The sequence below is a fragment of the Lichenicola sp. GTC18331 genome (assembly GCF_055386855.1).
Genome location: NZ_AP045015.1, coordinates 713,720 through 738,288, shown reverse-complemented (window position 1 = coordinate 738,288; position 24,569 = coordinate 713,720). Strand labels below are relative to the sequence as shown.

Annotated in this window: 26 protein-coding genes; 16 read left to right on the top strand and 10 right to left on the bottom strand. The window is 66.9% G+C overall.

What is annotated here, in order from left to right:
* The first annotated feature begins 205 nt into the window (after window positions 1–205).
* The 10 genes from scpC to cyoD all read left to right on the top strand — a co-directional run bounded on the left by scpC (window position 206) and on the right by cyoD (window position 10,888).
* Window positions 206–1,717, top strand: a complete 1,512-nt coding sequence (scpC, locus tag ACZ5BM_RS03460) for an acetyl-CoA hydrolase/transferase family protein (RefSeq protein ID WP_498909971.1) — start codon at window positions 206–208, stop codon at window positions 1,715–1,717.
* Between the two features lie 51 nt (window positions 1,718–1,768).
* Window positions 1,769–2,422, top strand: coding sequence for a 2OG-Fe(II) oxygenase family protein (gene alkB, locus ACZ5BM_RS03455; protein ID WP_498909970.1), 654 nt, complete (start codon window positions 1,769–1,771; stop codon window positions 2,420–2,422).
* Window positions 2,423–2,499: 77 nt separating this feature from the next.
* A complete protein-coding gene (locus tag ACZ5BM_RS03450) occupies window positions 2,500–3,888 on the top strand; it encodes a 3-deoxy-7-phosphoheptulonate synthase class II (RefSeq protein ID WP_498909969.1) in 1,389 nt (462 codons plus the stop codon).
* A complete protein-coding gene (locus tag ACZ5BM_RS03445) occupies window positions 3,885–5,027 on the top strand; it encodes a beta/alpha barrel domain-containing protein (protein ID WP_498909968.1) in 1,143 nt (380 codons plus the stop codon). The genes ACZ5BM_RS03450 and ACZ5BM_RS03445 overlap by 4 nt, the downstream gene beginning before the upstream one ends.
* Window positions 5,024–5,422: a hypothetical protein gene (locus ACZ5BM_RS03440; RefSeq protein WP_498909967.1), complete on the top strand. Its 399-nt coding sequence runs from the start codon at window positions 5,024–5,026 to the stop codon at window positions 5,420–5,422. Before ACZ5BM_RS03445 ends, ACZ5BM_RS03440 begins: the two co-directional genes overlap by 4 nt.
* Window positions 5,419–6,762: a glutamate--tRNA ligase gene (gene gltX, locus ACZ5BM_RS03435; protein WP_498909966.1), complete on the top strand. Its 1,344-nt coding sequence runs from the start codon at window positions 5,419–5,421 to the stop codon at window positions 6,760–6,762. Before ACZ5BM_RS03440 ends, gltX begins: the two co-directional genes overlap by 4 nt.
* A gap of 215 nt (window positions 6,763–6,977) precedes the next feature.
* Complete coding sequence (cyoA, locus tag ACZ5BM_RS03430; RefSeq protein ID WP_498909965.1) at window positions 6,978–7,862, top strand: ubiquinol oxidase subunit II; 885 nt, start codon at window positions 6,978–6,980, stop codon at window positions 7,860–7,862.
* A gap of 2 nt (window positions 7,863–7,864) precedes the next feature.
* Window positions 7,865–9,865 (top strand): cytochrome ubiquinol oxidase subunit I, encoded by a 2,001-nt coding sequence (gene cyoB, locus ACZ5BM_RS03425; RefSeq protein WP_498909964.1) that lies wholly within the window; start codon window positions 7,865–7,867, stop codon window positions 9,863–9,865.
* Window positions 9,855–10,472 (top strand): cytochrome (ubi)quinol oxidase subunit III, encoded by a 618-nt coding sequence (gene cyoC, locus ACZ5BM_RS03420; protein WP_498909963.1) that lies wholly within the window; start codon window positions 9,855–9,857, stop codon window positions 10,470–10,472. The genes cyoB and cyoC overlap by 11 nt, the downstream gene beginning before the upstream one ends.
* A complete protein-coding gene (cyoD, locus tag ACZ5BM_RS03415) occupies window positions 10,469–10,888 on the top strand; it encodes a cytochrome o ubiquinol oxidase subunit IV (RefSeq protein ID WP_498909962.1) in 420 nt (139 codons plus the stop codon). The genes cyoC and cyoD overlap by 4 nt, the downstream gene beginning before the upstream one ends.
* Before the next feature lie 76 nt (window positions 10,889–10,964).
* Here the strand turns inward: cyoD and ACZ5BM_RS03410 are convergent, their stop codons facing one another.
* The 3 genes from ACZ5BM_RS03410 to ACZ5BM_RS03400 all read right to left on the bottom strand — a co-directional run bounded on the left by ACZ5BM_RS03410 (window position 10,965) and on the right by ACZ5BM_RS03400 (window position 13,825).
* A complete protein-coding gene (locus tag ACZ5BM_RS03410) occupies window positions 10,965–12,209 on the bottom strand; it encodes an NADH:flavin oxidoreductase/NADH oxidase family protein (RefSeq protein WP_498909961.1) in 1,245 nt (414 codons plus the stop codon).
* 81 nt (window positions 12,210–12,290) lie between these two features.
* Complete coding sequence (locus ACZ5BM_RS03405) at window positions 12,291–12,977, bottom strand: type 1 glutamine amidotransferase domain-containing protein (protein ID WP_498909960.1); 687 nt, start codon at window positions 12,975–12,977, stop codon at window positions 12,291–12,293.
* An 11-nt stretch (window positions 12,978–12,988) separates the two neighbouring features.
* Complete coding sequence (locus tag ACZ5BM_RS03400) at window positions 12,989–13,825, bottom strand: alpha/beta fold hydrolase (protein WP_498909959.1); 837 nt, start codon at window positions 13,823–13,825, stop codon at window positions 12,989–12,991.
* A gap of 155 nt (window positions 13,826–13,980) precedes the next feature.
* Here ACZ5BM_RS03400 and ACZ5BM_RS03395 point away from each other — a divergent pair, with 155 nt between their 5' ends.
* The gene (locus tag ACZ5BM_RS03395) at window positions 13,981–14,442 is read left to right on the top strand and encodes a MerR family transcriptional regulator (protein WP_498909958.1); all 462 of its coding nucleotides are present in this window, start codon (window positions 13,981–13,983) and stop codon (window positions 14,440–14,442) included.
* Here ACZ5BM_RS03395 and ACZ5BM_RS03390 read toward each other — a convergent pair.
* Window positions 14,420–15,811: an MATE family efflux transporter gene (locus ACZ5BM_RS03390; RefSeq protein ID WP_498909956.1), complete on the bottom strand. Its 1,392-nt coding sequence runs from the start codon at window positions 15,809–15,811 to the stop codon at window positions 14,420–14,422. The two genes, ACZ5BM_RS03395 and ACZ5BM_RS03390, sit on opposite strands and share 23 nt — an antisense overlap.
* A gap of 45 nt (window positions 15,812–15,856) precedes the next feature.
* On the opposite strand from ACZ5BM_RS03390, the gene cysS reads away from it, so the two are divergent.
* The 4 genes from cysS (at window position 15,857) to ACZ5BM_RS03370 (ending at window position 19,883) form a co-directional block, all read left to right on the top strand.
* A complete protein-coding gene (gene cysS / locus ACZ5BM_RS03385) occupies window positions 15,857–17,203 on the top strand; it encodes a cysteine--tRNA ligase (RefSeq protein WP_498911465.1) in 1,347 nt (448 codons plus the stop codon).
* A 70-nt stretch (window positions 17,204–17,273) separates the two neighbouring features.
* Window positions 17,274–18,065, top strand: coding sequence for an RNA methyltransferase (locus ACZ5BM_RS03380; RefSeq protein WP_498909955.1), 792 nt, complete (start codon window positions 17,274–17,276; stop codon window positions 18,063–18,065).
* 199 nt (window positions 18,066–18,264) lie between these two features.
* A complete protein-coding gene (locus ACZ5BM_RS03375; protein ID WP_498909954.1) occupies window positions 18,265–19,329 on the top strand; it encodes a catalase family peroxidase in 1,065 nt (354 codons plus the stop codon).
* Window positions 19,326–19,883, top strand: coding sequence for a cytochrome b (locus ACZ5BM_RS03370; protein ID WP_498909952.1), 558 nt, complete (start codon window positions 19,326–19,328; stop codon window positions 19,881–19,883). The genes ACZ5BM_RS03375 and ACZ5BM_RS03370 overlap by 4 nt, the downstream gene beginning before the upstream one ends.
* Window positions 19,884–19,898: 15 nt before the next feature.
* Here ACZ5BM_RS03370 and ACZ5BM_RS03365 read toward each other — a convergent pair whose 3' ends face one another.
* The 6 genes from ACZ5BM_RS03365 to thpR all read right to left on the bottom strand — a co-directional run bounded on the left by ACZ5BM_RS03365 (window position 19,899) and on the right by thpR (window position 23,429).
* Window positions 19,899–20,627 carry an MgtC/SapB family protein gene (locus ACZ5BM_RS03365; protein ID WP_498909950.1) on the bottom strand — a complete coding sequence of 243 codons (729 nt, stop codon included), beginning with the start codon at window positions 20,625–20,627 and terminating at the stop codon, window positions 19,899–19,901.
* Window positions 20,624–20,989 carry a RidA family protein gene (locus ACZ5BM_RS03360; protein ID WP_498909949.1) on the bottom strand — a complete coding sequence of 122 codons (366 nt, stop codon included), beginning with the start codon at window positions 20,987–20,989 and terminating at the stop codon, window positions 20,624–20,626. The genes ACZ5BM_RS03365 and ACZ5BM_RS03360 overlap by 4 nt, the downstream gene beginning before the upstream one ends.
* A 76-nt stretch (window positions 20,990–21,065) precedes the next feature.
* Window positions 21,066–21,680, bottom strand: a complete 615-nt coding sequence (locus ACZ5BM_RS03355; protein ID WP_498909947.1) for a uracil-DNA glycosylase family protein — start codon at window positions 21,678–21,680, stop codon at window positions 21,066–21,068.
* Entirely contained in the window at window positions 21,677–22,369 is a 693-nt protein-coding gene (locus tag ACZ5BM_RS03350) for an NAD-dependent deacylase (RefSeq protein ID WP_498909945.1), read from the bottom strand. Before ACZ5BM_RS03350 ends, ACZ5BM_RS03355 begins: the two co-directional genes overlap by 4 nt.
* A 3-nt stretch (window positions 22,370–22,372) precedes the next feature.
* On the bottom strand, window positions 22,373–22,891 hold the full coding sequence (locus tag ACZ5BM_RS03345) for a copper chaperone PCu(A)C (protein WP_498909943.1): 519 nt from the start codon (window positions 22,889–22,891) through the stop codon (window positions 22,373–22,375).
* Window positions 22,878–23,429 (bottom strand): RNA 2',3'-cyclic phosphodiesterase, encoded by a 552-nt coding sequence (thpR, locus tag ACZ5BM_RS03340; protein WP_498909941.1) that lies wholly within the window; start codon window positions 23,427–23,429, stop codon window positions 22,878–22,880. Before thpR ends, ACZ5BM_RS03345 begins: the two co-directional genes overlap by 14 nt.
* A gap of 316 nt (window positions 23,430–23,745) precedes the next feature.
* On the opposite strand from thpR, the gene ACZ5BM_RS03335 reads away from it, so the two are divergent.
* Window positions 23,746–24,525, top strand: a complete 780-nt coding sequence (locus ACZ5BM_RS03335; protein WP_498909939.1) for a Bax inhibitor-1/YccA family protein — start codon at window positions 23,746–23,748, stop codon at window positions 24,523–24,525.
* The last annotated feature ends 44 nt before the right edge of the window (window positions 24,526–24,569 follow it).

The following is a 24,569-nucleotide window of genomic DNA, read 5'->3' as shown; positions in this document are numbered from 1 at the left end:
AGGGGAGCCGCCAAACCTTCCGCAAGATGAGCAAGCCGGTCTGTCTCGCTTCGGATACGGTTTCGGCCGGAAACATGTCTGCGGCGGTTGTCCGCTTCTGGCGACCGGAGTTCGAAGGCGGCAGAAATCTTACCCGACGCGTCCGAAGGGCGCCGTCAGGCTACAGAAAAATGCCGCCGCAACGACGGACGGCAGGGAGAGGATAATGACCGACCGCATCGCCGCAGCGCATCTCCGGTCCAAGATCATGTCCGCGGAGGACGCAGCCGCCCTCATTCAGAATGGCATGACCTTGGGCATGAGCGGCTTCACCGGCGCCGGCTATCCCAAGGCCGTGCCGACCGCGCTCGCTGTCCGGATGGAGTCCGAGCGGGCCGCCGGACGGCCGATGCGGGTCAAGGTCTGGACCGGTGCCTCCACCGGTCCGGAGCTGGACGGCGTGCTGGCCAACGCGGACGGGATCGAGCTGCGCCTGCCCTATAACGGCGATCCGATCGCGCGGTCGCGCATCAACCGCGGCGAGATGGACTATCTCGACATGCATCTCAGCCAGGTCGCGCCGATGGCCTGGCGCGGCGCGCTGGGCCCGCTCGACGTCGCGGTGGTGGAGATCTCCGGCATCCGCGCGGATGGTTCGCTGATCCCGTCCTCCTCCGTCGGCAACAACAAGACCTGGCTCGATTGCGCGGGCAAGGTCATCCTCGAGGTGAATCGCTGGCAGAACGCAGCGCTGGAAGGGATGCACGACATCTATTACGGCACCCGCCTGCCGCCGCATCGCGTGCCGATCCCGCTGATCCGCCCGGACGACCGCATCGGCCAGCCCTTCCTGAACTGCGATCCGGACAAGATCGTCGCCATCGTCGAGACCGACGCCCCCGACCGCAACCTGCCGTTCTCTCCGCCGGACGAGACGGCCCGCGCCATCGCCGGGCATCTGCTCGAATTCCTGGGTCATGAAGTCGCGAAGGGCCGCCTGCCGGAATCGCTGCTGCCGCTGCAATCCGGCGTCGGCAACATCGCCAACGCCGTTCTGAATGGCCTCGTGGACGGGCCGTTCCACAATCTCACCGCCTATACGGAGGTGATCCAGGACGGCTTGCTCGACCTGATCGACAGCGGCCGTCTGCGCGTCGCCTCCGCCACCGCCTTCTCGCTCAGCCCGGCGGCGGCGGCGCGGATCAACGAGCACATGCCGCGTTATCGCGACAAGATCATCTTGCGCCCGCAGGAGATCAGCAACCATCCCGAGCTGGTGCGCCGCCTGGGCTGCATCGCCACCAACGGGCTGATTGAGGCCGACATCTACGGCAACGTCAATTCCACCTGCGTGATGGGCTCGGCGATCCAGAACGGCATCGGCGGCTCGGGCGATTTCGCGCGCAATGCCTCCATCTCCATCTTCGTGACCCCCTCCACCGCCAAGGGCGGCGCCATCTCCGCCATCGTCCCGCAGGTCGCGCATGTGGACCACATCATGCAGGATGTCGCGGTGCTGGTGACCGAGCAGGGCCTCGCCGATCTGCGCGGTCTGGCGCCGCGCCGTCGCGCCGAGCTGGTGATCGAACGCTGCGCTCATCCGACCTATCGCGATGCGTTGCGCGATTACTACGCCCGCGCCCTCGCCAGCAGCTATGGCAAGCACGCGCCATCGCTGCCGGACGAGGCCTTGTCCTGGCATTCGCGCTTCATCAAGACCGGCAGCATGCTCGGCTGAAACCGGTTCCGGCCCGGTTTGTCCGGGCGGGACCGTCGAAAGGGGGGCAGCATGGATCTGTTCGATGCGTTGCCCCCGGACGATGCCCCGGTCTCACTCGCGCCCGGCGCGTTTCTTTTGCCCGGTTTCGCCCGCGACGCGGCGGCGGCTCTGGTTACCGACGCGCTGGCGGTCGCCGACGCATCGCCGTTCCGTCACCTGCACACCCCGAACGGCGCGGTCATGTCTGTCGCCATGACCAATGCTGGCACCGTCGGTTGGCACAGCGACCGCGCCGGCTACCGTTATGTCGGTACCGATCCGCTGACCGGCCATCCCTGGCCGCCGATGCCGGCTTCATTCCGGCACGCGGCCGTCGCGGCAGCGGGCGTGGCCGGCTTTCCCGGCTTCGATCCCGAATGCGTCCTGGTGAACCGCTACCAGCCCGATGCGCGCCTGTCCCTGCATCAGGACCATGACGAGGGCGATCTGACCGCTCCGATCGTCTCGATCTCCCTCGGCCTGCCCGCCACCTTCCTGTTCGGCGGTCTCCGCCGCAACGATCCGGTGCGTCGGTTCCGCCTCGCCCATGGCGACGTCGCTGTCTGGGGCGGCCCCTCCCGGCTTGCCTTTCACGGAATTGCTCCGCTCAAACCCGGCGCCCATCCCGCCACCGGCCCGTTCCGCCTGAACCTCACCTTCCGCCGCGTTTCACGGCTGCCCTGACTCCGCGCCGCTTCCCGTTCGGAAGCTTTGCGTGGATAACGAGGCCGTAAGCCGCCGTTAATCAGAGAAGACACACCATGAGCGCCGTTCTTTCCGAGACAGGTTCCGCCCTTCCGGCCTGGACCCCGGCCGGCTGGCGCGCCTGCCCGGTGCGGCAGATGCCGTCCTATCCCGACCAAGCCGCCCTCGAGCGCGTCGAGGCACGTCTGCGCGCTTATCCGCCGCTGGTGTTCGCCGGGGAGGCGCGCCGCCTGAAGCAGCAGCTCGCCCTCGCCGCAGAAGGCCGCGCCTTCGTGCTCCAGGGCGGCGCCTGCGCCGAAAGCTTCGGCGAATTCACCGCAGACGTGATCCGCGACACCTTCCGCGTGCTGCTGCAGATGGCCGTCGTGCTCACCTTCGGCGCCAAGGTGCCGGTGGTGAAGCTCGGGCGCATGGCCGGGCAGTTCGCCAAGCCGCGTTCCTCCGACAACGAAACCGTGGACGGCGTCAGCCTGCCCTCCTATCGCGGCGACATTATCAACGGCTCCGCGTTCGACGAGACCTCGCGCGTGCCCGATCCGGTGCGCATGGAAACCGGTTATTTCCAGTCGGCCGGCACGCTCAACCTGCTGCGCGCCTTCGCCGGCGGCGGCTATGCCAACCTGCATCAGGTGCATCGCTGGAATCTCGGCTTCGTCGAGCGCTCGCCGCTCGCCGCGCGTTACCAGGACCTTGCCCAGCGCATCGACGAGACGCTCGACTTCATGGGCGCCTGTGGCATGGGGCAGGCGCGGCAGATGACCGAGACCGAGTTCTACACCTCGCACGAGGCACTGCTGCTGCCCTACGAGCAGGCTCTCACACGCGTCGATTCCACCACCGGTGATTGGTACGACTGCTCCGCGCATTTCCTGTGGATCGGCGACCGCACCCGTCAGCCGGAGGGCGCCCATGTCGAGTTTCTGCGCGGCGTGCGCAACCCGCTCGGCCTCAAGGTCGGCCCTACCACTCAGGTCGACGACCTGCTGCGCCTGATCGACATCCTCAACCCCGAGGATGAGGCCGGCCGCCTCACGCTGATCAGCCGCATGGGTGCCGAGGGCGTCTCCAGGCATCTGCCGCCGCTGCTCAAGGCCGTGCAGCGTTCGGGCCGCAAGGTGGTCTGGCTGTGCGACCCGATGCACGGCAACACGATCAGCACCGCCAGCAAGATCAAGACGCGCTCCTTCGACGCCATCCTGGCCGAGCTGCGCGGCTTCTTCGACGCGTTCGCGGCGGAAGGCGCGATCCCGGGCGGCATCCATGTGGAGATGACCGGCCAGGACGTGACCGAATGCGTCGGCGGCGCGCATCGTCTCACCGAGGCCGATCTCGGCGACCGCTACGAGACCTTCTGCGACCCCCGCCTGAACGCGGAGCAGTCGCTGGAGATGGCCTTCTTGGTGGCGGAAGAGCTCACCGCGCGCCGTCGGAACTCCGCTTCGTGATCTCCGGCGGCACCGACGATCGCGACATCGCCGCGCGCACGGACGCGTATTTCAACCGCACCAAGGCGATCGTCACCCGATTCGGCGACGCGCGTGTGACCTACGCATTGTTCCTGCGCCGTCCGGTGATCGCGGCGCACGGGCTGATGCTCGACTGGCTGCGCGCCGTCGCCGAAGAGCGCGGTCTGCAGATCGACTGCGAATGTCGCTTCGAAGAAGGCGACTGGGTCGGCGCCGGCGAGCCGCTGCTCTACGTGACCGGCTCCTTCGCCGGTCTGGCCGATCTCGAAACGCTGCTGCTGCAGCGTCTCGGCTCGGCCTGCGTCGCCGCGCACAACGCCTATCAGATGTGCCTGGCGCTGCCCGGCACACGGTTTCTGGCCATGGAAGCCCGGCACTGCGCCGGGTTCGACATGCAGGAAATGATGGCCTACGCCGCTTCGGTCGGCTCGAAGGCGGCGAAACGCGAAGGCGCGCTCGGCTTCATCGGCTGCGCCAACGATGCGACGGCGCATTTCTACGGCGCCGCCGCCGGTTTCGGCACCATGCCGCACGCCCTGATCGGCTATGCCGGCTCCACCCTCCGCGCCGCGGAGATGTTCCGGGACACCTTCCCCGATCAGGATCTCACCGTTCTGGTGGATTATTTCGGCCGCGAGATCACGGATGCGCTCGAGGTCTGCCGGCGCTTTCCCGAACTGGCCGCGGAAGGCCGGGTCGCCATGCGTCTCGACACTCATGGCGGACGGTTCCTGGAAGGGCTGGATCCGCAGCGTTCCTATGCGGTGATCGAACGGCGCGCGCCCGGCGCCATACGCCGTTACCGCAGCGAAACCGAATTGCGCCATCTGGTCGGCACCGGCGTTTCGGCGGCGGCGATCTGGCGCATGCGCGAGACGCTGGACGAGAACGGGTTTCCCCGTGTGCGGATCGTCGTTTCCTCCGGCTTCGGGGTGGACAAGTGTCGCGTGATGGCCGATGCCCACGCCCCCATCGACGTGGTGGGAACCGGGAGCTTCATTCCGGATTCCTGGAGTGAAACCTACGCCACCGCCGACATCGTCGCCTATGACGGCGTGCCGCGGGTGAAGATCGGACGGGAGTTCCTGTTGCGGAAAGAAAACGGGACGGCGGAATGAGCGACGAGCTGTTCGCGCCAGAGGGCGGCTGGCGGGTCCGGATCATCGACCTGTCCGGCGCGTCTGAGGACAACACCGTCGAAGAGGTGAAGGGGTTTCCCACCCTGCAGCTCGCGAATGCCTTCTGCCGCGCCTATGTGCGCGACAGCCTGGAGCGGTGCCGGGTGCCGGGGCAGGGCGCGCGCGACGTGCTGGCCGCATGGTTCGCCTATGGCGAGGATGCCGAGGTGATCGACGCCGCCGAGCAGGGCTGGCGCTCCGCCAACGAACTGGACGAGTTCGCCTCCCATCCCGGCTCGGAGATCGAGCGCGACTGGCGGTCCATCGATCCGCGTCTGGCCGACGGCGAAGACGACGAGGACGGGGACGAAGACGGCGAGGCGAACCCGGCATGAAGCTTCGTTTCGCTCCCAGCCCGACCGGATTGCTGCATGTCGGCAATGCCCGTCAGGCGATCGCCAATGCGCTGCACGCGAAGCGCCATGGCGGCGAGTTCATTCTCCGCATCGACGACACCGATACCGAGCGCTCGCGCGAGGAATATGCCGTCGGCATCGAGCAGGACCTGCGTTGGCTCGGCCTCGACTGGGATCAGGTCGTGCGCCAGTCCGACCGAATCGCCCGCTACGAGGCGGCGGCGGAGAAGCTCAAGCAGAGCGGCCGGCTTTATCCCTGCTTCGAAAGCGAGGAGGAGCTGCGCGCCAAGCGCGAGATGCGCCTGCGCCAGAACAAGCCGCCGATCTACGACCGTGCCATGCTCAAGCTCACCTCGGAGCAGCGCGCGCAGGCCGAAGCCAACGGCAAGCGTCCCTATTGGCGCTTCCGTTTGTCCGACGGTCACGCCGCGTGGACCGATCTGGTGCAGGGCCCGTCGCAGGTGAAGCTCACCGCCATCTCCGATCCGGTGCTGATCCGCGCCGACGGCACGGTGCTCTACACGCTCGCCTCGGTGGTGGACGATCTCGAACTCGGCATCACCCATGTGCTGCGCGGCGAGGACCACGTCACCAACACGGGCGTGCAGCTCGACATCATCCAGGCTCTGGGCGGTCGCCCGGACCGGTTCACCTTCGCTCATCTGCCGCTGCTGCTGGACGAGGCCGGCGGCAAGCTCAGCAAGCGCTTCGAAGGCCTTTCGCTGCGCGCGCTGCGTCAGGACGGGCTCGAACCGGAGGCGGTGGTGTCCTATCTGGCCCGGCTCGGCTCGTCGGAGGACCCGCAGCCGCTGAGCATCGCCCAGCTCGCCGAGACCTACGACGTGCGCCACGTCTCCAAGTCGGCGGCGCGGTTCGACATGCGCCAGCTTCTGGCGCTGAACCGCCGCACCATGCACCTGACCCCGTTCGAGGCGGTGCAGGACAGGCTGCCGGAAGGCGCCACGGAAGCGTTCTGGCTCGCCGTGCGCGGCAATGTCGACATGCTTGTCGAGCTTCGTCACTGGTGGGACGTGGTCGGAGGCGCCATCGTGCCGCCGGTTCAGGACGGGGAATCGGCTTTCCTGTTGCAGGCGCTGGAACTGCTGCCGCCCGATACGGCGGAGCGGCCCTGGTCGCCAGAAACATGGCCGAACTGGACGGCGGCGCTCCGCGATGCGAGCGGCCGCAAGGGTAAGCCTTTGTTTCTGCCGCTGCGCCTGGCGCTGACCGGCGAGGAGCAGGGTCCGGAACTGCGCGATCTGCTGCCGTTGATGGGGCATGAGCGCGTCGCAGGGCGGCTTCGGCTGGCTGCGAGTTGATCAACAGCCCATGACGACGTGAAACGCGACGTCATGGGAAAATGTGGCTAGAAACTGGCCGTCCGGGGCCAGTTTTGTTATTGTGCGTCGCAACCGCCGCGCCGGATCGCGGTGATCGGATCGTTTCCGCGTCCCAGCCGCCCGGGCTGGGGATGTGTTCATCGCGGATGCAGGGCAAGGGGCATTGAATGATGATGCAAGAACGACCGTCCCCGGTGGGGGCCCTTCGCGGGGGCGTGGCGAAACTCGCCCCGCCCGCGACGGCGTTGGGGGCGCTGCTGGCGCTGGGCGGTTGCAACTACTCGATCCTCGACCCGAAGGGCGCGATCGGCGCCGCTGAGAAGTCGCTGATCCTGAATTCGACCTACGCCATGCTCGTGATCGTCATCCCGACGATCCTGCTGACGCTGTTCTTCGCCTGGCGCTATCGCGCAGGCTCGGGCGCGCGCTACGAGCCGGACTGGGGCCACTCGGTCAAGATCGAGATCTTCTGCTGGGGCATCCCGACCCTCATCATCGCCTTCCTCGGCTACCTGACCTGGACCAGCACCCACGCGCTGGATCCGTACCGTCCGCTGGAAAGCGCCAAGAAGCCGCTGGTGATCGAAGCGGTCGCGCTCGACTGGAAGTGGCTCTTCATCTACCCGGAGCAGGGCATCGCCACCATCAACGAAGTGGCCTTCCCGACCGACACCCCGATCGATTTCCGCATCACCTCCGACGCGGTGATGAACTCCTTCTTCATTCCGCAGCTCGGCAGCCAGATCTACGCGATGGCCGGCATGCGCACGCAGCTTCATCTGATCGCCAACGAGGCGGGCACCTATCCGGGCCTTTCGGCGAACTACAGCGGCCGCGGCTTCTCCGATATGCGTTTCAACGCCAAGGCGGAAACCGACGCTGGCTTCAACGATTGGGTCGCCAAGGTGCGCGGCTCGTCCGACAAGCTGGAAGCCGACAACTATTCCAAGGTCGCGGCTCCGGAGGAAAAGGCGCCCGTCCAGTATTTCTCCGCAGTCGAACCGAATCTGTTTAACGAGATCATCGCCAAGTACCTTGGCAAGGCCGAGAGCTTCCACTCCGGCATGAAGGGAGAGTAGTCATGAACCTCCTCGGGAGGATGACCTGGGGGGACCTTGCGGTCCTTGAGTCCCCGGTCATCATGGGCGCGGGCGTCTTCATGGCGCTCGTCGTGGTCGCCGTTCTCGGCACCATCACCTATATGAAGAAGTGGCCGTATCTGTGGCACGAGTGGCTCACCTCGGTGGACCACAAGAAGATCGGCGTGATGTACATCATCGTCGCGTTGATCATGCTGCTGCGCGGCTTCTCCGACGCGATCCTCATGCGCACGCAGCAGGTGCTGGCGCATGACGGCCTGCCCGGCTACCTGCCGCCGCACCATTACGACCAGATCTTCACCGCTCACGGCACCATCATGATCTTCTTCATGGCGATGCCGTTCATGATCGGGCTGATGAACATCGCCGTGCCGCTGCAGATCGGCGCGCGCGACGTGGCGTTCCCGTTCCTGAACTCGTTCTCGTTCTGGATGACGGCCGCCGGAGCGATCCTGGTGAACATCTCGCTGGTGCTGGGCGAATTCGGCCAGACCGGCTGGCTCGCCTATCCGCCGCTGTCCGAGCTGAAGTTCTCGCCGGGTACCGGTGTCGACTACTATATCTGGTCGCTGCAGCTCACCGGTCTGGGCACGCTGCTCACCGGCGTGAACTTCTTCGTCACCATCGTGAAGATGCGCGCGCCGGGCATGACCTGGATGCGCATGCCGGTCTTCACCTGGACCATCCTCTGCACCGCCATCCTGATCATGGCCGCGTTCCCGATCCTGACGGTGACGTTCGGCATGCTGTCGCTGGACCGTTATCTGGGTATGCACTTCTTCACCAACGACCTTGGTGGAAACCAGATGATGTATGTGAACCTCATCTGGGCCTGGGGCCATCCGGAGGTCTACATCCTCATCCTGCCGGCCTTCGGCGTGTTCTCCGAAGTGGTGCCGACCTTCTCCGGCAAGCGCCTGTTCGGCTACAACGCGATGATCTACGCGACGGTGTGCATCACCTTCCTGTCCTTCATCGTGTGGCTGCACCACTTCTTCACCATGGGCTCCAGCGCCAACGTGAACGCCTTCTTCGGCATCACAACGATGATCATCTCGATCCCGACGGGCGTGAAGATCTTCAACTGGCTGTTCACGATGTATCGTGGCCGCATCCAGTACACTTCCATGATGCTGTGGACGATCGGCTTCATGGTCACCTTCGTGATCGGCGGCATGACCGGCGTGATGCTGGCCCTGCCGGGCAATGACTGGGTGTTGCACAACTCGCTGTTCCTGATCGCGCACTTCCACAACGTGATCATCGGCGGCGTGTTCTTCGGCTACATGGCCGGCTACACCTACTGGTTCCCGAAGGCGACCGGCTTCAAGCTGCATGACGGCTGGGGCAAGGCCTCGTTCTGGTTCTGGCTCACCGGCTTCTACGTCGCCTTCATGCCGCTCTATGCGCTGGGCTTCATGGGCGCCACGCGCCGCATGAACCACTACGACAACCCGGCCTGGACCCCCTTCTTCGACATCGCCGCGGTGGGCGCGCTGCTCGTGCTGTGCGGCATCGCCTGCCAGGTGATCGGTCTGGTGGTCTCCATCCGTCAGCGTCACGAGAACCAGGACGTCACCGGCGATCCGTGGAACGGCCGCACCATCGAGTGGTCCACCGCCTCGCCGCCGCCGTTCTACAACTTCGCCGTGCTGCCGCATGTCGATGCTCTGGATGCGTTCAACGAGACCAAGAAGCGCGGTCACGAAGCGCGCGAGACCCCGGTCTATTCCGACATCCACATGCCCCGGAACACGCCGGCCGGTCTGTTCATGGCGGTGGCTGCCGGTGTGCTCGGCTTCGCGCTGATCTGGCACATCTGGTGGCTGGCCGCGATCTCCTTCGTCGCCATCCCCGTCATCTTCATCGTTCGCTCCTGCAACGATGACATCGACTACTACGTGCCGGCCGCGGAGGTCGCACGCATCGAGGCGCTCCACAACGCGCGCGTCGCCAAGCTGGAGCCCGCTCATGTCGCCTGACAGCCTCGTCGCCCATAACGGCGAGTTCGCTGAGGATCATTCCCACGAGCCGAACAACGTGTTCGGCTTCTGGCTCTATCTGATGACGGACTGCATCCTGTTCGCGACGCTGTTCGCGGGCTTTGCGGTCGCTCGTCACCAGTATGCCGGGGACGTCAGCGGCAAGGACATCTTCGATCTCAAATATGTCGGGGTCGAAACCGCCCTGCTGCTGATCAGCTCGTCCACCTACGGCTTCGCCATGATCAACGCGTACCGGCACAAGCTGGGCGCGGTGATCGGCTGGCTCGGCGTGACCTTCCTGCTGGGCCTCGGCTTCGTGGGCATGGAAATCAACGAGTTCCACCATCTGGTGGCCGAAGGACACGGTCCGGACCGCTCCGCGTTCCTGAGCGCGTTCTTCACCCTCGTCGCGACGCACGGCCTTCACGTGACCTGCGGCCTGATCTGGATGGCGACCCTGGTGGCGCAGCTCACCATCGGCCGTAAGCCGCTGAACACGGTCTATATCAACCGCCTGATGTGCCTGAGCCTGTTCTGGCATTTCCTGGACATCGTCTGGATCTGCGTCTTCACGCTCGTCTATCTGCTGGGGGTCCAGTCGTGAGCCATCCTGCCACCCACGGACACTCCCACGAGACGCACCTCTCCACTTCCGGAGAGGCGCACGGCACGTTCGGCGCCTACGGCATCGGCTTCGTGTTGTCGGTGATCCTGACCGTCGCGGCCTTCTATCCGGTGATGGTGCCGGGCACCGTGCCGCATTCCTGGATCCTGCCGGGCCTCGCCATCCTCGCGGTGGTGCAGATCATGGTGCATCTGGTGTTCTTCCTGCACCTGAATGCGTCTTCCGAGCAGCGCTGGAATGTGGTCGCCTTCGGCTTCGCGATCCTGGTCGTGTTCATCCTGATCGTCGGCTCGCTCTGGATCATGCACTCCATGAGCGAGGGCATGACCGACCCGGAAGTTCCGGCCGTCGCCACCAATGGCGAAGGCCAGATGAGCGGCATGCACGGGATGTAAATCCCGAGCCGATCGAGCGCCTGAACGAGAACGCCTGCGGCAGCCGCCGCAGGCGTTTTTATTTGGGGAGGCTGTGTCAGCTGGCTACCGGGACTGGCTGACCCGCCATCCAGCGCCGGTAACGCCTCGACTGGCGTCTTGCCTGCGCCTGCGACCGGATCAGGGCTGACAGCGGCAGTACATGAGGCTGGGGACGCTTGTTAGCGCCGAGACGGAGCAACTGGACCCGCACCATCGCCAGTTGAGCGGCTGATGCGATCGCCTTGTTGTTCCACCGGACCGGACGCAGCGCGGGCGCGCTGTCCTCGCCCTGTCTCCAGCGAGCCGGCAGGTCAGGTTCGACAGCCAATGCGGTCGCCATGCCGACCATATCGATGCCACGCGTCAGGACGCGGTCGGCCACGGCTCGCCGGCGTATTCCCCCGGTGACCATCAACGGCATCCTGGCGATGCCGCCAATCTCCCGCGCGAAGTCCAGAAAATAGGCCTCGCGCGCCAGCGTACCGTCGTCTCGCGCACCACCCGTCATCGCCGGGGCCTCGTAGCTTCCGCCGGACAGCTCGACCAGATCGACACCCGCGTCGTTCAACATCGACACGACGGTGCGCGCATCCTCCACGGCAAAACCGCCGCGCTGGAAGTCGGCCGAGTTCAGCTTGACCGACACGCAGAAATCCGGACGGACCGTTTCCCGGATCGCCCGCACGATCTGCAGAAGCAGCCGGGCGCGGCTTTCCGGCGTGCCGCCCCAGCGATCGTCCCGCCGGTTGGTCAAGGGCGACAGGAACTGGCTCAGGAGATAGCCGTGTGCGGCATGAACCTGAACCCCGGTGAAGCCGGCGCGCTCGGCCAAAGCGGCGGCGTGAACGAAGCGGAGGGAGATCGCTTCGATCTCTGCCTCCGTCAGCGCACGAGGGAGGGAGAACCGGCTCGACTGACGCCCCAGTTGCAAGGCGACGGCCGAAGGGGCGACCGTTTCCTGTCCGAGGATCGCCGGCATCTGCCGGCCGGGATGATTGAGCTGCATCCAAAGCTGTGCGCCGCCGGCGCGACCGGCCGCCGCCCAGGCCTGGAAGCGGCTCAACGCGCGATCGTCCTCAAGCACGACTCCGGCCGGACCGGTCATGGCGCGTCGATCGACCATGACGTTTCCGGTGACGATCAATCCGGCGCCCCCATCGGCCCAGCGTCGGTAGAGCCGGATCAAGGCGTCCGACGGCCCGTGCCGGTCATCCGCCATGTTCTCTTCCATCGCCGCCTTGGCGATGCGGCATGGAATCACTGCGCCATTGGGCAGGGTAAGCGGCGAGAACAGAGACATCGAGCTTCTCCGGCATCAGGGTCGGCAAACCCTAATGTTGAAGTCAACTTGAAGCTCAAGAGCGAAAAGCCAGTGCGCCGATCAGACCAAGGCGCCGACCACAGCCCGCGCCGTCGCCCGCGCCGAAGCCGGGTTCTGGCCGGTGATCAGCCGCCCATCCGTCTCCACATGCGGCACGAAGGGCAGCGTCGCTTTGCAATACCGTGCCCCGCGCCGCTTCATTTCCGCCTCGGCATTGTAGGGCATCCCGGCCCGCACGCCGGCCAGGATCTCCTCGTTCCAGGAGAAGCCCGTGACCCGGCGCCCGGCGACGATCTTCGTCCCGTCGGGCAGGGTCGTATTCAGCAGGCCGCAATAGCCGTGGCAGACGGCGGACACGACGCCGTTCGCCAGCCAGATCGAACGGGTGATCGCCTGGATGCCCGCATTGTCCGGAAAATCCCACATCACGCCATGGCTGCCGGTAAAGAAGATCGCCGCGAACGCGGCAGGATCGATCGCGTCCGGCCGTGCCGTGTCCTGCAGCAACGCCATACGCGCCGGGTCGGCGAGCCATCGTTTCGCCGAGCGGTCGAGCAACGGCCATTTCAGTGCACGAGGTTCGAGCGGCACCACCCCACCGGCCGGGCTGACGAGCGCCTGCACGAAGCCCCGTTCGGCGAACACGTCCCAGGCGTGGCTGAGTTCGGACAGCCACAGCCCGGTGGGATGTGAGGGCTCGTCGTAATGCGCGCGATTGGTGACGACGTGCAGGATTCGTCTGGTCATGGGGGCGCCCCTCAACCTCGGATGAAGGCGAGAATATCGGCGTTGATGGCGTCGGCCTGCGTGGTGTGCATGCCGTGCGGAAAGCCGGGATAGGTCTTCAGTGTCGCGTTGCGCAGCAGTTCCGCGGATTTGAGGCCCGACGCGGCGATGGGCACGACCTGATCGTCCTCGCCATGCAGCACCAGGGTCGGCACCGAGATCGCCCGGAGATCCTCGGTCTGGTCAGTCTCCGAGAACGCGGCGATGCCTTCGTACTGCGCGGTGAACCCGCCGCCCATGCCCTGGCGCCACCAGTTCTGTACGGTGCCCTCGCTGCGCTGCGCACCGTCGCGGTTGAATCCGTAGAAGGGGCCGTTCGGTACGTCGAGATAGAACTGGGCGCGATTGGCAGCGAGGGCGGCGCGGAACCCGTCGAACACCTCCCGCGGCGTCCCATCCGGATTGCCGTCGGTCTTCAGCATCAGAGGCGGCACGGCGCCGATCAGGATCGCCCTGGCCACGCGGCCGTTGGGCTCTCCATGGCGCGCCACGTAGCGCGCAACCTCGCCGCCGCCGGTGGAATGGCCGATATGGATGGCGCGACGCAGGTCGAGATGCGCGGCCACCGTCGCCGCATCGGCGGCGTAATGGTCCATGTCGTGCCCGTCGCTGGTCTGGCTGGACCGCCCGTGTCCCCTGCGATCATGCGCCACGACCCTGAAGCCGTTCTGCAGCAGCATCAGGATCTGTGCATCCCAGTCGTCGGAGGATAACGGCCAGCCGTGATGGAGCATCACCGGTTGGGCATCCTTCGGTCCCCAATCCTTGAAGAACAGGTCGACACCGTCTGTCGTGGTCACGAAACCCATGCAAAGCCCTCCGTCCGGCGACGCGATCCGGGAGCGGATCGCGTGCGACAGGCTAGCGTTCAACCGAAGTTGAGGGTCAAGCGCGCTGAAGAGCGGGCTGGACGAACCTGGGGCGTCGCTGTCATGCCGGCTTGGAAAACAGCGGGAGGCGCGAGATGAGGATCGGCGAACTGGCGCGACGGAGTGGCCTGACCGCATCGCGTATCCGCTTCTACGAGAGCATCGGCCTGCTGCGTTCGGTGGAGCGTCTGCCGAACGGTTTCCGTTCCTACCCGCCGGAAACCGTGTCGATCCTGCGTGTGATCACCACGGCGCAGCGCTCTGGATTCACCCTGGACGAAATCCGCATCCTGCTGCCCGAGGATCTCCAGCGCTGGGACCATCCCAAGCTGCTCGGGGTGCTGCGGCACAGGATCGACGCGATCGAGGCGATGCGGGCGCAGTTGGGTCGGACCGGCGACACGCTGGTCGCGCTCGTCGATGAGATCGAGGCCCGGCCGGACGGAATCGACTGCGCGGAAAATGCGAAGCGCGTGATGTCGAGCCTGGATGCTCTCGTCTCCACGCCAGGTGAGCCGGACACGGTCTTCCCGGTCAGGCTCGCGGCCGAGCGGTGACGCGCAGGAACCGCACCGTCATCATCACCGCCACAGACGCCAGACCGCCCGCCAGCGACACCCAGATCCCCAGCACGCCCCAGCCGAGCCGGAACGCCAAGCCCCAGCACAAAGCCGGCGCCACGACCCAATATCCCAACAGCGCCAGCAGCATCGGCACGCGCGTATCGCCCATCCCGCGCAAGGCGCCGATCGCCGCCGCCTGGGTGCCGTCCACCACCTGGAACAGCGCCAGCACCGCCATCAGCGTCCCGGCCAGCCCGATCGCCCGCGCATTCGCCACGACGTGCGGATCGAGAAACCCATGGATGATCGGTCCCGGCACCAGAAGCAGCACCACGCCGATCGCCGCCATGAAACCGGCCGCCAGCCCGATCGCCACGAGACCCGCCCGACGCACCCAGGACGGATCGCCGGCGCCGGTGGCGAGACCGGTGCGGACATTGGCCGCCTGACCGATCGACATCGGCACCATGAACGTGAAGGTGCCGATCGCCAGCACGATCTGATGCGCCGCCAGCGCCGCGGCGCCGAACAGGCCGGCCAGAAGCGACGCCACGGAGAACATGCTGGTTTCCGCGGCGATGGTGCCGGCGATCGGCAGGCCCACGCGCAGCATCGGCAGGATGCGGCGCCAATCCGGCCACGGCGGCGTGATCAGGGTGCGGCGCCTGCGGCTGCCATGCAGCAGGGAGAACAGGCACAGCACCGTGCACCAGAGCGTCAGCGTGCTGGCCAGAGCGGAACCGCGCAGTCCCAGCGCCGGCAGGCCGAACGCGCCGTTGATCAGAGCGTAGTTCAGCACGCCGTTGGCCACCGCCATCGCAGGCGTCACCCGCAGCAGCAGGCGCTCCTGGCCGATCGCCGGCAGCATCGCCCGCATCACCCCGATCCCGGCGACGAAGGCCGGCGTCGCCCAGCGCAGGATTCCGAGATAGGTGCCGACATCGTGGGCCAGAGACGGTGCCTCGCCCATCGCCAACAGGATCGGCTCGATGAACGAGAACAGGGCGAAGGCGGGCAGGGCGAGTAGCAGCCCGAACATCACCGCCGTGCCGTAGAGGCTGGCGGCCTCGTGCGCCCGTCCGCCGCCGCGCGCCTGCGCCGACAGGACGCCCGCCGCCATCAGCGCGCCCTGCAGCGTGGCACCCACGGTGAAGAACAAGGTGCCGCCCATGCCGCCCGCGGCCACGGCGCGCTCGCCGATCCCGCCCAGCAGAATGGTGTCGGTCAGCCCCATGGCGATCTCGCTCAGGCTGACCACGGCCAGGGGAACGGCGATCCCGAGCAGGGCACGCACTTCGTCGGTCGCGCCGCGCGACGCCGTTTGCGGCCGCGCCGTGGGAAGGGAGGTTGTTTCGGTCGCCATCCGACAGTGCTTGCCCGCTTCGCGTCGATGACGCAAAAAACCGCCATGCCGCAACTCACCCTGCATGACAGCCAGACGAGGCGCACCGCGCCGTTCGTGCCGATCGATCCGGAGAATGTCCGGCTCTATTATTGCGGCCCGACCGTGTACGACCTGGCGCATCTGGGCAATCTGCGCGCGATGCTGTCGGCGGACATCCTGGTGCGCCTGCTGCGGCAGCTTTATCCGCGCGTTACCTTCGTTCGCAACATCACCGACGTGGACGACAAGATCAACGCGCGCGCCGCCGAGCGCGGCATCGCCATCGAGCAGCTCACCGAAGGCACCATCGCCGATTTTCACGCTGATCTGACCTCTCTCGGCGTTCTGCCGCCGGACGTGGAGCCGCGCGCCACGCATCATATCGGCGAGATGATTTCGCTGATCGAACGGTTGATTGCGTCGGGCCACGCCTACGCGGCGGATGGGCATGTGCTGTTCCAGGTGGCGCATTTCGCCGAGTACGGCGCGCTATCCGGGCGCGATCCGGAGGAGCTGGTGGCCGGGGCGCGTGTCGAGGTGGCGAGCTACAAGCGCGATCCGGGCGATTTCGTGTTGTGGAAGCCGTCCAGTCCCGAGCTTCCGGGCTGGGACAGCCCGTGGGGCAGGGGGCGTCCCGGCTGGCATATCGAATGCTCGGCCATGGCGCATCGCTATCTGGGCGAGGATTTCGACATCCATGGCGGCGGCGACGATCTGCTGTTTCCGCACCACGAGAACGAGCGCGCGCAGAGCCTGTGCGGCTTTCCCGGTTCGCATTTCGCCCGCTACTGGCTGCACAACGCCATGCTGCTGGTGGATGGCGAGAAGATGTCGAAAAGCCTCGGCAATTTCTTCACCATTCGCGAGATCCTGGCCGAGCATCCGGCGGAGGCGCTGCGTCTTCTGCTGCTCGGCGCGCATTACCGCTCGGTGCTGAACTTCACCCGCGAGGGTCTGGCCGAGGCACGCCGCACGCTGGACCGGTTCTATCGCGCCATCGAACGGTCCGGTGCTGCGGAGGCTTCGGCCGTGGTGCCGGAGGCGTTCCTCGACTGCATGTGCCAGGACATGAACACGCCCGGCGCCATCGCCGTGCTGCACCGCCTAGCCGATGCGGCTCTGGCCGGCGACGCACAGGCCGGCGCGGCGCTGCGTGCGAGCGGTGCGTTGCTGGGCCTGTTGCAGTCTGATCCGGCGGCGTGGTTCCAGGCCGGGATCGACGCGGAGGCGGTGGAACAGGCGATCGCCGATCGTCTCGCCGCGCGCAAGGCGCGGGATTTCGCCCGCGCCGACGCGATCCGGGCCGAACTCCTGGCCCAGGGCGTGCTGCTCGAGGACGGTCCCGGCGGCACGACGTGGCGTCGCGCATGATGCGCGCCAGAAACGATCGCATGATGCGCGCCGGAGAAAGTCGCGCGATGGGCGCAGGGGAGTATCGGGCATGACCGGGCGCGATGGCGGAGCGCCGCTGGCGCCGATCGGCAACAGCCCGGTGGTGATCCTGGTGCGGCCGCAGCTTGCCGAGAATGTCGGCAGCGTGGCGCGCGCGATGGCCAATGGCGGGTTGTTCCATCTGCGTCTGGTGGCGCCGCGCGACGGCTGGCCGCAGGAACGGGCTTGGCGGTCCGCGTCCGGCGCCGACCGGATCCTGGAGGAAGCGACGGTCCATCCGGACGTGGACGACGCGGTGGCGGACCTGCACCACGTCTTCGCCACCTGTCCGCGTCCACGCCATGTGGTGAAGCCGGTGCTGACCGCGCGCGGCGGCGCGGCGGAGTTGCGCGCCATCTGCGGGCGCGACCTCCGCGCCGGCATCCTGTTCGGCCCGGAGCGCGCTGGCCTCGACACAGAGGACATGGCCCGCGCCGACGCGCTGATCCGCTACCCGCTCAATCCCGGCTTCTCGTCGCTGAACCTCGCCCAGGCGGTGATGGTGATGGCATACGAGTGGTGGGTGGCGGCCGACGACACGCCGCCGCGCTCGCTGATGACCAACGAGACCCATGTCGCCACCAAGGGCGAGCTGGAGAATTTCATGGGTCATCTGATCCGCGAGCTGGATGCGTGCGGCTTTCTGCGCAACCTGCCCAAGCGCCCCGGCATGGTGCGCAACCTCCGCCACTTCTTCCAGCGCGGCGAGGTGACGGAGCAGGAGCTGCGCACGCTGCATGGCGTGGTGACGGAGCTGGCGCTGGGGCGGCGTCTGCGCGGGCGGGACGAGCGCCAGGGTTAGGGCGCGGGGCGAGCGCCCGAAGGCAGCCGGTTTTCTCGCTCGTCTCCTCGAGATCATCGCGAGGAAACGCGCCGGGCCCGGCTCGAATCCCGCTGCCCAATCCTAAATTCGTTTCACATCGTGTCGGAACCCGTTGCATTCACAGCGCCGGTCCCGGCAGCATCGTTCCAAAGCCGCTCGGCCATATTGGAAACGTTCGATGCCTCTTGATCCGCCTCCGCCCCGTCGCCTGCCGCTTGTACCGCTGGCGGGGATCGCCGCTGCCGTCTTCGTGCTCGGCGGCGCGTTCGCCTATGCCGGGGGCTTCCTGTCGCCGGCACGCCTCACCCCGGTGAAGCTGGTGAACGCGTTCGGCCAACCGGCACCGGACGCGCTTGGCCATCGCCGCAACCACGCCAAGGGCATCTGCTTCACGGGCCGGTTCGAGCCCAACGGCCAAGCCGTGGCGATCAGCCGCGCCGACCTGTTCGCCGCGGGTTCCTCCTGGCCGGTGATCGGCCGCTTCAATCTCGGCACGCCGCATTTCGCGGCACCGGACGACAGCGTGCGCGTGCGCGGCATGAGCATCGATATCCGTCCAGGCCAGCCTGGCGAATGGCGCAGCGCCATGATCAACGCGCCGTTCTTTCCCGTATCCACGCCGGCCGATTTCTACGCCCTGCTGATCGCCAGCGGCTCCAAGAACAAGGACGCGATGCAGCACTTCGTCGCCGCGCATCCGGGCTTTCCCCCCTTCGGCGCTTGGGCGACCAAGGGGCCCTGGACCGGCTCCTATGCCGAAGAGCGCTACAACGGGCTGAACAGCTTCCGCGTCACCGACCGCAACGGCGTCACCCGCACGGTGCGCTGGTCGATGCTGCCCGCCGCCCCGGTTCAGACCGTGGACCCGGCCACGCTCAAGAGCGCGGCGCCCGATGCGCTGGAAACGGAGATCGCCGACCGGGTGAAGGCGGCGCCGCAGCGCTGGACCCTGCAGTTCACCGTGGCCGGTGAAGGCGATCAGACCGCCGATCCCAGCAAGCCCTGGCCGGATGGTCGCCAGACGATCGATGCCGGAACGCTGGTGGTGGACCGGATCGAGCCTGAAGCCGACGGGCCCTGCCGCGACATCAACTACGATCCGACCGTGCTGCCGGATGGCATGACCGTGTCGGACGATCCGTTCCCGGCGGCGCGCTCCGCCGCCTATGCGGTGTCCTTCAACCGGCGCAGCGCGGAAGCGGCCGATTATCCGCGTACCCAAATCACGGGAGCGCCGCAATGAGCGCCGTCATCGTCGCGACCGGCCGTTTCACGCTGCTCCAGCGCGTCCTGCACTGGCTGATGGCGCTGGCCATCCTGGCCATGCTGTTCATCGGCGTCGCCATGGTGGCCACCATCGCGCCCGCGCATCTGACGCTGGTATCGATCCACAAACCGCTCGGCCTGGCGATCCTTCTGCTGGTGATCCTGCGCATCGTCATCCGGCTGCGCTCCGGCGCGCCGGCCCTGCCGTCCGATCTGCCGGCGCCGATGCGTCTCGCCGCCTTCCTGTCGCATCTGGCATTCTACGGGCTGATGCTGGCGATGCCGCTGCTCGGCTGGGCCATGCTGTCTGCGGCTGATTATCCGGTCACGGTGTTCGGCATCACCCTGCCGCCGATCGCCCCGCACAGCGACGCGCTGCATACGCTGCTCTGGAACGCGCATCGCCTGCTGGCCTTCGCCTTCTTCGCTCTGGTGCTGATGCATCTGGCCGCAGCCTTGTTCCACCTGCTGGTGCGACGCGACGGCGTGTTCCAGGCGATGGCCCCCGGCATCGGCGAACCGGGAGCCTGACGCGCCGGGCGATGCTCAGTCGAGATCGCTGTCGTCGCCGCTGGAGACGGTGACGACGCCATCGATCGCGGCGAGGCGCGCCACCAGATGCGAGACCGGCCGTTTGCCCTTCACGCGCAGACGCATGCCGACCACGCCGCGCGAGGGCAGACCGGTATCGGCATCCTCGTCGCCCGGCTCCTCGCCCGTGAGATGCACCTTCTCGATGGCGAAGCGTAGGCTGGTGGCGGCGACCAGAATGTCGCGAAGAAGGCCGCGGCCGTCCTGGTAGTCGAGCTGGATGTCGTGGCTGCTGCGCCGCGAGCGTCGCAGGCGGCGCACCAGAGGCGGAAAGCCCAGCATGATGATGAAATGCCCGGCCACGGTGGCGAGCGCCAGCAGCAGCAGACCGGCCCCGCAGGCCATGCCGATCGCCGCGGTCAGCCAGACCGAGGCGGCGGTGGTCAGGCCGCGCACCACGTCGCGACGCATGAAGATCACGCCGCCGCCGATGAAGCCGATGCCCGAGACGATCTGCGCGGCCACGCGCGACGGATCGAGCACCACCTGCGACGAGACCAGCACGTCATTGAAACCGTGCTTGCTGACCAGCATGAACAAGGCCGCCGAGACGCCGACCAAAGTGTAGGTGCGCACGCCCGCGCTTTTCTGACGGACTTCGCGTTCGAGCCCGATCAGGGCGGACAGAATGAAGGCGAGGGCGAGTTCGCCGAGCTGGAGGAGGCCCTGGCCCGGTTCGATCATCGTCCGGAAGCGGCCAGGCCGGTGATCTCCACCCGCCAGCGCGGGTCGGCCAGCTTCGCCTGCACGGTGATGCGTGCCGGCTTGTGTGCTGGATCGAGCCAACGATCCCAGGCGCGGTTCATCGCATCGTAATCGGCCAGATCGGCCAGGAAGACCTGCATCGACAGGATGCGGCTCCGATCCGTGCCGGCTTCGGCCAGAAGGGCGTCGATCTGGGCCAGGATGTCGGCGGTCTGTGCTTCGGCATCGGCGTCGGCATCGTCCGGCACCTGCCCGGCCAGATACACGATGCCCGCATGCACAACGGCGCCGGACAGCCGCGCCTCGGGTTGCAGCCGGTTGATGTCGTCGTTCTGGCTCATATGTGATCCTCGATCTTTGCCGAATCATCGCCAGGATCGCGCGGCGATGTCCAGGTCGGGCCACGCCTTCCCGCGTTCACATCGTCGCTGTCGTGGAACGATCATCCTCGGCGAAAGCCCGTGCGATTTCCCGACGCAAGGCAGGGAGAACACGTTCGGCGAACCATGGATTGCGCGTTTCCCAGACGCCGGTGCGCCAGGACGGGTGCGGCAGGGGAAAGAAGCGGGGCAGATAGCGCTCGAACTGTTCCACCCGCTCCGTGACCGAGCCAGGCCCCAGCACGTAGCGTTGCGAGTAGGAGCCGACCAGCAGGGTCAGGCGCAGCCCGGCGAGGTGCGACAGCACCCGCTCCCGCCAGAGCGGCGCGCATTCCGGGCGTGGCGGACAATCGCCGCCGTTCGGCAATCGGCCCGGATAGCACAACCCCATCGGCAGGATCGCGACGCGGCTGGTGTCGTAGAACTGCTCCTTGTCCATGCCGAGCCAGCCGCGCAGACGGTCGCCGGACGCGTCCCAGAACGACAGGCCCTTCTGGTGCACCTTGGTGCCGGGCGCCTGGCTGGCGATCAGGATGCGCGCGGTAGTGGACACATGCAGGATCGGCCGCGGACCCAGCGGCAAATGCGGCGCGCAGACGGTGCAGGCGCGCACCTCGCGCACCAGCGCATCCAGTTCAGAGGTGTCGCTCAAGACAGCAGATCGGCCACGAAGCGTGGCACCAGCTCCGTGGCGGGGCCGGACAGGGAGCGGTCGAACAGCGCGCCGCCGGAGGGTTCCAGATTCAGTTCCAGCGTGTCGGCATGCCGGCCGGCCAGATCCACGAAACCCGCGGCCGGATACACCGTGCCCGAGGTGCCGATGGAAACGAACAGATCGCAGGCGGCGAGCGCGTCCAGGATCGCATCCATGTGCAGCGGCATCTCGCCGAACCACACCACGTCTGGACGCAGCGCCTTCTGATCGCAGGCAGGGCAGGGCGTTTCCGTGTCAGCCGCTGCCAGCCAGGGCAGGAGTGCGCCGCAGCCGAGGCAGCGCAGGTGTCGCAGCGTGCCGTGCATGTGCAGAAGACGTCGCGATCCGGCGCGCTCGTGCAGATCGTCGACGTTCTGCGTCACCAGCAGCAGGTCGCCGTCCCAGGCGGAATCGAGTTCGGCCAGCGCACGATGCGCCGCGTTCGGCGCCACCGCGTTCAACTGCGCGCGTCGGGCGTTGTAGAAGCCATGCACCTGATCGGGATCGCGCCGGAACGCTTCCGGCGTGGCTACGTCCTCGATCCGCACCCGGTCCCAGACCCCGCCCGGATCGCGGAACGTGTCGAGACCGGACTCGCGGCTGATGCCGGCGCCGGTCAGGATCACGATGCTACGGGGCCTGGCCACCGGTCAGGGCTCTTGGGCGGCCTGCGGTTCCGCACCCACGGTGAACACCACCACGCGCTCGCCGCCATGCGCGAACCACAGCGCGCAGGGCAGGTGGCTGCCCGGGGTCAGCGGTTGCCTGGCATCCGTAAGCGAGAAGCTGGCCTTGATCGGCGCGACCGGCCCGGACGCGCCGAGCGCCGGCAGATCGAGCCCGTTCTGGCCGTCATGCTCCTGCGCGCCCTGCTGCGCCTGCGACGGGTTCGGCGCCATCACGTTGGAACGCACCGTGCCGTTCAGCAGCGCGACATGGCCGGATGCCGGGCATTCGGCCCGGATCAGCCGGTCCGGCAGATCGCCCTGGTTCTGGAGCATGGTGAACAGGGTGGCGGTCGAATGACCGGCATCGGCCGTGGCCCAGGACGGTCCGATCTCGATCGGTCCCGCAACCTCGCCGGAGGCCAGAGCCGTGCCGGAGAAGAGGCTGAGCGCGCCGCCTGCCAGAAGAAAGGATAGGATTCGCGATCGTTCAGGAAAGCTCATAGGTGACCTCCGGAGTGTAGACCGGCTGATCCGGCCCATGCTGCGAGCTGAACAAGGTAAAGCTGTCGATCTCCACCGGTTCGGTCCGCAGCAAATTATGCGCCTGCAGCCAGCCCGCCAGCGTGTCCGGCGGAACGGCGTCGACGCGCGCCAGGGTGACATGGGGCTGGAAGCGTCGCCGTTCCGCGGGAAGGCCGGTGCGCTGCAACGCCGTCTCGATCTTGCTCTGCAGATGCTCCAGCCGTTCGTCGCGGGCGATGCCGGCCCAGAGATTGGCCGAGCGTGGCGTGCCGCGATGGCCGCCGCGCTCGAACACGCCGGTGCCGCTCAAGGCGAGCTGGAAGCGGCGGCCGCGCAGGGCTTGCAGGGCGCAATCCACCTCGTCGGCGACGTCGCCGCGCACCTCGCCCACGAATCGCAGGGTCAGATGCAGGTTCTCCGGTGCGGTCCAGCGCACGCCGGTCAGACCGCCGCACAGCCCGGTGAGCGTTTCACGAACGGTCCAGGGCAGATCGATCGCGACAAAGAGGCGGATCATGAACGAAAGCCGGTCGGGCCCGGCGAAGGAGGGGAGTTGAACGATCCCGCCGCGCAGGACGGGAAGCGGGAGCGGAACATGGGGCGGGCGCTCCGGACGCTGGGTTCTGAAGACCTTGAGCAAGAAGGTGGAGCGGTCCTGCGGTCGCGGTCAATCCACCCGCCGGATCGGCACGGGAACGGAACATGGCCGCGAATTCACCCGGCGTTTCGTGTCAGTGCTTTGCAGGGCGGGGCCGCGCGCTTGACCTGCTGGATGGAACCTCCAACATACCGGCCACGGGCAGCTTTTCACCCCGCCCGACAGGAAGACAAGCATGGCCTTCGTTCCCGACTCTCGTACCAGCATGCGCGCCCCCGGCGTCGGCGCCCAGGCCGGGACCGTGGATCTCGGTCTGCGCGCCTACATGCTTCGCGTGTTCAACTGGATGGCTTCCGGCCTCGTGCTGACCGGTCTGGTCGCCTACGGAGTTGCCCATACCAGCCTGGCGAACCTGTTCCAGCACACGGTGATGACGTCCTCCGGCTTCACCGCCGTACGCCCGACCGGGCTGGGCATGATCTCCATGTTCCTGCCGCTGGCGTTCGTGATGGTGCTCAGCTTCGGCGTGAACCGGTTGTCGCGTCAGGCGGCGCAGGCGCTGTTCTGGGCTTTCTGCGCGGCGATGGGCATCAGCCTCACCAACATCTTCTTCATCTACACTGACCAGTCGATCGTCCGGGTGTTCTTCATCACCGCCGCGACCTTCGCCGCGATGAGCGCGTGGGGCTACACCACCAACCGCGACCTGACCCGGTTCGGCTCGTTCCTGATGATGGGCGTGTTCGGCATCCTGATCGCGATGGTGGTGAACATCTTCATGCACAGCGCCATGCTGCAGCTGGCGGCGTCGATCATCGGCGTGGTCGTCTTCACCGGCCTGACCGCCTACGACACTCAGCGCATCAAGTTCACCTACAACCAGGTGGCCTATTACGAGGGCGCCGAAGGGGCGGCCAAGCGCAGCGTGTATGACGCGCTCTCGCTCTACCTGAACTTCATCAACGCCTTCACCTTCCTGCTGCAGCTCACCGGCACGCGCTCCAGCAACAACTGATCCGTATACGATCCGTCAAGGAATCGTTGCGAAGTTTCAGACAT